Here is a 4,941-nt window from a genome sequence, read left to right as displayed (position 1 = left end):
TTCGGCGTAGACGTAGAGGCCGAAGTTCCAGCGGTGGGGGCCGCCGGGATCGGTGGCGCAGGCGGCGTGGGCCTCGCGGTTGGCCTGGGTCAGCGCCTCCATCGCGATCTCCTTGGCGCGCGCCTCCAGCCGCCGCGCCAGATCCTCCGACAGCCCGTCGTAATGCACCGCGCGCTCGAGGAAGCGCGGCGCCTCGCCGAGGATGTTGGCGACCGAGGCCGCGATGTGGTCGTGGAGGTTGCGCCCGAAATAGTAGAGCTGCGGCTCGCCGCCGCCGCGCGGCACGTAGGCGGCCTCGGCCAGCACGATCCGGTCCTGGCCGTCGAGGGTGGCGAGCCCGCGGTCGAGCCATTCGTCGAGCACGGCGCGGGGCCTCAGGTCGCGGGTCACACCGGCGACCAGGGCCTCGAAGGAGGGGCCGTCCTCGCCCGCGCGCCGCAGCGCCAGCGGGCGCCCGTCCGGGTCGGTGAAGGCGGGGTCCGCGAGCCACCGGGCGATGATCCGGCTGGTGCGCGAAACCACCGCCGGCACCGCGCTCACCGGCGCCCCGGCCCCGCGCAGGCGCCGCACCTCCTTGCGGTGGATGCCGGTGAGCAGCGAGACCCGGCTGTCGGTCTGCTCCTTGCCCTGCAGCGCGAAGTCGTGCTCGGCGACGTTGACGTAGAGCTCGCGCAGCAGGTTCGTCAGCGCCGGGAAGGTGATGCCGCGGGCCACGAACAGCCGGACCAGCGGGCGCAGCAGGCGCGCCACCGGCGCGTGCAGGGCAGCCCCCTCGGCGGTGTCGTTGACGGTCTCGGACATCGGCGCAGCATGGAGGTGGGCAACGTGGGACACAATCCCACATCGTGCGCCGGCGCACCTCGGCCCACCGATTTCGCGTTGACGTGGGAAATCTGCACACATACGGTTTGTGCGTGGTCAAATTTCCCACGTCAACGCGACCCGGACGAGGCCGATGCCCGAACCGAAACCCGCCCTCGTCTGCCGCCCGATGCCGCCCCTGAACGCGACCCTGCGCCGCGATCGCAGGCCGCCGGGCGGGACCACCCTTTCGCGACTGGGCCGGCTCGCCGCCTGTCTCGTCGCCCTCGCGCTGCCCGCTCTCGGGATCGCCGCCGCGGACACGGTCCACCGCGTCGCGACCCCAGGGGCGCTGCAGGCCGCAGCACCAGGATCCCCCTCCCGGGATGCTGCGGTGCTCGACGGCGCCTCCCGGATCGGCAGACCGGTCCGGGAGGCGCTTCCAACCCCTCGACGCGAGGCTGGCCGATGATCGCCGCCAACCCGAGGCCACCCGTCGCCCTGATGTCAGAATCCGTGCCGACCGACGATCGATCCCCCTGCGGCGGTGCCTGCATCCTCGACCTCGCCCTCTGCATGATCATCGCCGTTGCCGTCATCGGCCTGTTGTCATCGCTGACCTGACGAAACGGGGTTCGACCGCTCCACCGCCCGCCCTTCGCCGCGAGCGTGAGGACTATCTCGGACCATGGCCGGACACCTTCGGCAGCCTCCTTCCCAACGAGAGAAACACCATGTCGACATCGTTCCCGATCGCAGGTCCAGCACTCGGCCGCCTTAGCTTGTCCGCGACCGTCCTGATCGCCGGACTCGCGGTGGCCGGCGCCGCCGACTTGCCGCGTCGCGCGCCGCCTCCGCCGTTGCCGGTTCCGCCCGCCTTCACCTGGACCGGGTTCTACGCCGGCGTGAACGCCGGTTACGCGTTCCGCGACGGCGGCGGCCGCTTCACCAACCCGACCTACGGCACCGTCACCGACGCTGCCGCGAAGGGCGGCTTCGCCGGCGGCGGTCAGCTCGGCTACAATTATCAGTTCACCCCAAGGTCCGGCTTCGTGCTCGGCGTCGAGACCGACATCCAGGGCACAGCCTTCGCCAAGACGGATGCCGCCTATGTCGGGACGACCCCTTACTACTCCATCCGCCCGAGCCTCGACTACTTCGGCACCGTGCGCGGCCGCGTCGGGTATGCCTTTGATCGCGTGCTGATCTACGGGACGGGCGGCTTCGCCTACGGCGGCGGATCGCGCTCGGCGAACGCGGCTGCCTATCCCTATACGCTGCCGGACACGACGCGGACCGGCTACGCCGTCGGTGGCGGCATCGAGTACGCTTTCACCGACAAGCTCTCGGCCAAGGTCGAGGCGCTCTACCTTAACCTCGGTAAGCGATATTCCGGCACGACGTACTACGATACCACGACCGCCGCCTATTACGGCGCCGGCCGCAGCGATGCGGGCTTCGCGGTGGTGCGCGCCGGCTTGAACTACCGGTTCTGATGACAGACCGGATCGAGGTTCCGGGTCCGGCGGGCGGCGTTTCTCCGTCCGGGGACAGCGGATCGCAGTGCGGAGGCAGGCTTCTCCCATGCGAATCCCACGATCCGGTCGGCACAGACCGGGGGCGGTTCGCTTGGTCGGTGGCCGCCCTCACCTACGCCTTCGTCCTGTTGCTCGTCTGTGCGGACAGGCTCGCGGCGATCCGGCGATCGGACGCGGCGGACGGCTGTGTCGTCGTATCGTGGCGCAACCCCGTCACGGGTCGCGACGAACCGTGGCGCGGCCGCGTCGATGCGATCGGCCACCCGGTCTGCCCGTAATCATGCCGGTCTCCGACGGGAGGACGGTGCGACGGCAAATCGCCGGAACACGGGTTCGGGATATCGAAATCGGACGTTCGACGAGGCGCCACGCAGCGGGGCGGACTCCACGGAGCTTCAGAAAACAGCGGTGCCTATGCATGAGCAGGCGTCTGCCGCGCTCACCGGCCGTTCTACTCCCTTAATCGGCCGGACAATGATAAGGTACTGATGTTGTCTTATATTGACCAATGTTTTGACTTTTGATGCGTTAACTATGACTAATTATATAACTGCTTTCTGATTCGCCGCTCCTTTAATAATTACATTACTATGGGTATATTTGGCGAGGGATTAAAGCTTGGAGTTGGCTCGATTCATCGCGAGACTGCTCTTCGGTCACGCGGACAAGGTACCGGTTCCCGGGCATCGTCATCCGACGCCGGTTCCGGATGTCGGACGCCAAGGGAGGGACATCGACCTCGGCGGGTTCCGACCGATGAGGCGGCGGCCGATGGGTATCGCCGTCGTCTCAATCGCGACCGGGAGCGACGGAGATGAAGCGAGAGGCGTCCGGCGCCACCATCGCGCGTCGACGCGGGGAGCAGATCACAGTGCGGTAACACCGTGATCATCGGAACCGAGACGGTGGCGATCGCCGCTCCCGTCCGTTCGGGGTCTGTTAGGGTCGACATGCATCCGGCCATGCCGCTGGACGATGCACTCCCGGAGACCATGGTACCGCGGATGCAGTGAATGACCGGACCATCCTAGCCGATCCCATCGGCTCGGATGGTCCCCAAGGTTCACCCGGCCTTAGGCGTTGGTGTCCAGCAGAAGCGCCGACGACGCGTAGGTGTTCCTGCTCGTACCGGTGGCCCCGTAGGCCGAACTGCTGGTTTGGGTGGCTTGCAGCTGCTTGAGGAAGGAACTGAAGAGGTCGCTGACAGACGAGCCGCCGGACGACGTGCCGCTCGCGTCTCCGTTCGACGAGGCATCCGTATCCGAGCCGTCCGGAGGCGGTCCAGGGGGCGGCCCGGCGGCACCGGCGGCGGCATCGGACGTGACGGAGCCCACGCTCTGGCCGCCGGTCGCGAACAGGTTCTTCAGCTCGCTGGCCTGATCGTCGGTCAGCGTCCCGGCGCTGACCTGATCAGAGATCAAGCCGTCGATCCTATCCTTCATCGAAGAGGGATCGAGCTTCGAGGTCGATCCGCTCGTCGTTGCGCTCGCGCCATCCGCGGACAGGCTCGTATCGATCGAAGTGAGTGCCGACGTGAGGGCCGTGGCATCCGTGTCGCTGAGGGAGCCGGCGGACAACTCCTTGCCGATCGTCGAGGACATCTGGTCCTTCATCGATCCTTGCGGACGCAGTGGCGGTGGTGGCCGTTGAGCGAAGACCTGTGATGTGGAGGACGAAACGCTGTTCATGGGGACGCTTGGGTTCGGATAACCGGGATCGCCCGGCCGACTTGCAGTGTGAAATTTGCCCACGGACCGCTTAACATAGCGTTTCCGCTCAAGAATTCTCCATGCACGCCTCCATCCTCGAAGACCGACGTCAGCACGGAAACGATCTTTTACGGTATCCCACGATCGCGTCGAGCCAAGCCGACACGCACGGGGATCCATCGATGCCGGGGCGTGCGACCACGGACAACGCGATCGTGTGCCAGACCGCACGTGTCTTGAACCCGACCGTTGCCGTGGGCAAATTTCCCACTCATAAGCGCCGTCGCCATTCGTCTTGTCGGAAGCGAGTTCGCCCGTGCATCCTCATCGCCTTCGTCCGGCATCCGGGTCCTCGATGAAAGGAGCGCGTACGGCTTCGCGCCCGGTCCGGGCCATCGGTCTGATATCGATGCTGTTCGCCGGCGTCGCGGGGGCCGCCGAGATCGACGTCCAGGGCAACAAACGCGTCGACGCGGACGTGATCCGATCCTACGTCACGGGCACCGCCGGGGGCTCCGCCGAGGAAGCCCGCCGCAACCTGCTCGCCAGCGGCATGTTCGCGGACGTGAAGGTCGCCGCCAGCGGCGGCCGCACCGTGCTGACGTCGGTATTCGAGGATGGAGGCGTGGATGGAGAATTCTTGAGCGGAAACGCTATGTTAAGCGGTCCGTGGGCAAATTTCACACTGCAAGTCGGCCGTGGCATCCGTGTCGCTGAGGGAGCCGGCGGACAACTCCTTGCCGATCGTCGAGGACATCTGGTCATTCATCGATCCTTGCGGACGCAGTGGCGGTGGTGGCCGTTGAGCGAAGACCTGTGATGTGGAGGACGAAACGCTGTTCATGGGGACGCTTGGGTTCGGATAACCGGGATCGCCCGGCCGACTTGCAGTG

General features: G+C 66.8%; 6 protein-coding genes. 4 read left to right on the top strand and 2 right to left on the bottom strand.

Annotation, left to right across the window (positions count from 1 at the left end; genetic code table 11):
• Positions 1-801 (bottom strand): DUF6502 family protein (locus MKK64_RS27845; RefSeq protein ID WP_243939005.1); only part of this gene is annotated, 801 nt, incomplete at its 3' end.
• Positions 802-1,269: 468 nt separating this feature from the next.
• Between MKK64_RS27845 and MKK64_RS27840 the strand changes: the two genes are divergently transcribed.
• From MKK64_RS27840 to MKK64_RS27830, 3 genes are all read left to right on the top strand, one after another.
• A complete protein-coding gene (locus MKK64_RS27840; RefSeq protein WP_243939003.1) occupies positions 1,270-1,425 on the top strand; it encodes a hypothetical protein in 156 nt (51 codons plus the stop codon).
• A 110-nt stretch (positions 1,426-1,535) separates the two neighbouring features.
• The gene (locus tag MKK64_RS27835) at positions 1,536-2,297 is read left to right on the top strand and encodes an outer membrane protein (protein WP_243939001.1); all 762 of its coding nucleotides are present in this window, start codon (positions 1,536-1,538) and stop codon (positions 2,295-2,297) included.
• Positions 2,298-2,437: 140 nt separating this feature from the next.
• Positions 2,438-2,617, top strand: a complete 180-nt coding sequence (locus MKK64_RS27830; protein WP_243938999.1) for a hypothetical protein — start codon at positions 2,438-2,440, stop codon at positions 2,615-2,617.
• 795 nt (positions 2,618-3,412) lie between these two features.
• Here the strand turns inward: MKK64_RS27830 and MKK64_RS27825 are convergent.
• The gene (locus MKK64_RS27825) at positions 3,413-3,952 is read right to left on the bottom strand and encodes a hypothetical protein (RefSeq protein WP_243938997.1); all 540 of its coding nucleotides are present in this window, start codon (positions 3,950-3,952) and stop codon (positions 3,413-3,415) included.
• A 505-nt stretch (positions 3,953-4,457) separates the two neighbouring features.
• Between MKK64_RS27825 and MKK64_RS28530 the strand changes: the two genes are divergently transcribed.
• Positions 4,458-4,868, top strand: a complete 411-nt coding sequence (locus MKK64_RS28530) for a hypothetical protein (protein ID WP_409568022.1) — start codon at positions 4,458-4,460, stop codon at positions 4,866-4,868.
• The last annotated feature ends 73 nt before the right edge of the window (positions 4,869-4,941 follow it).

This window comes from Methylobacterium sp. E-025, from assembly GCF_022829705.1.
Classification (GTDB): Bacteria; Pseudomonadota; Alphaproteobacteria; order Rhizobiales; family Beijerinckiaceae; genus Methylobacterium.
This window is presented reverse-complemented; position numbering and strand designations above follow the sequence as displayed.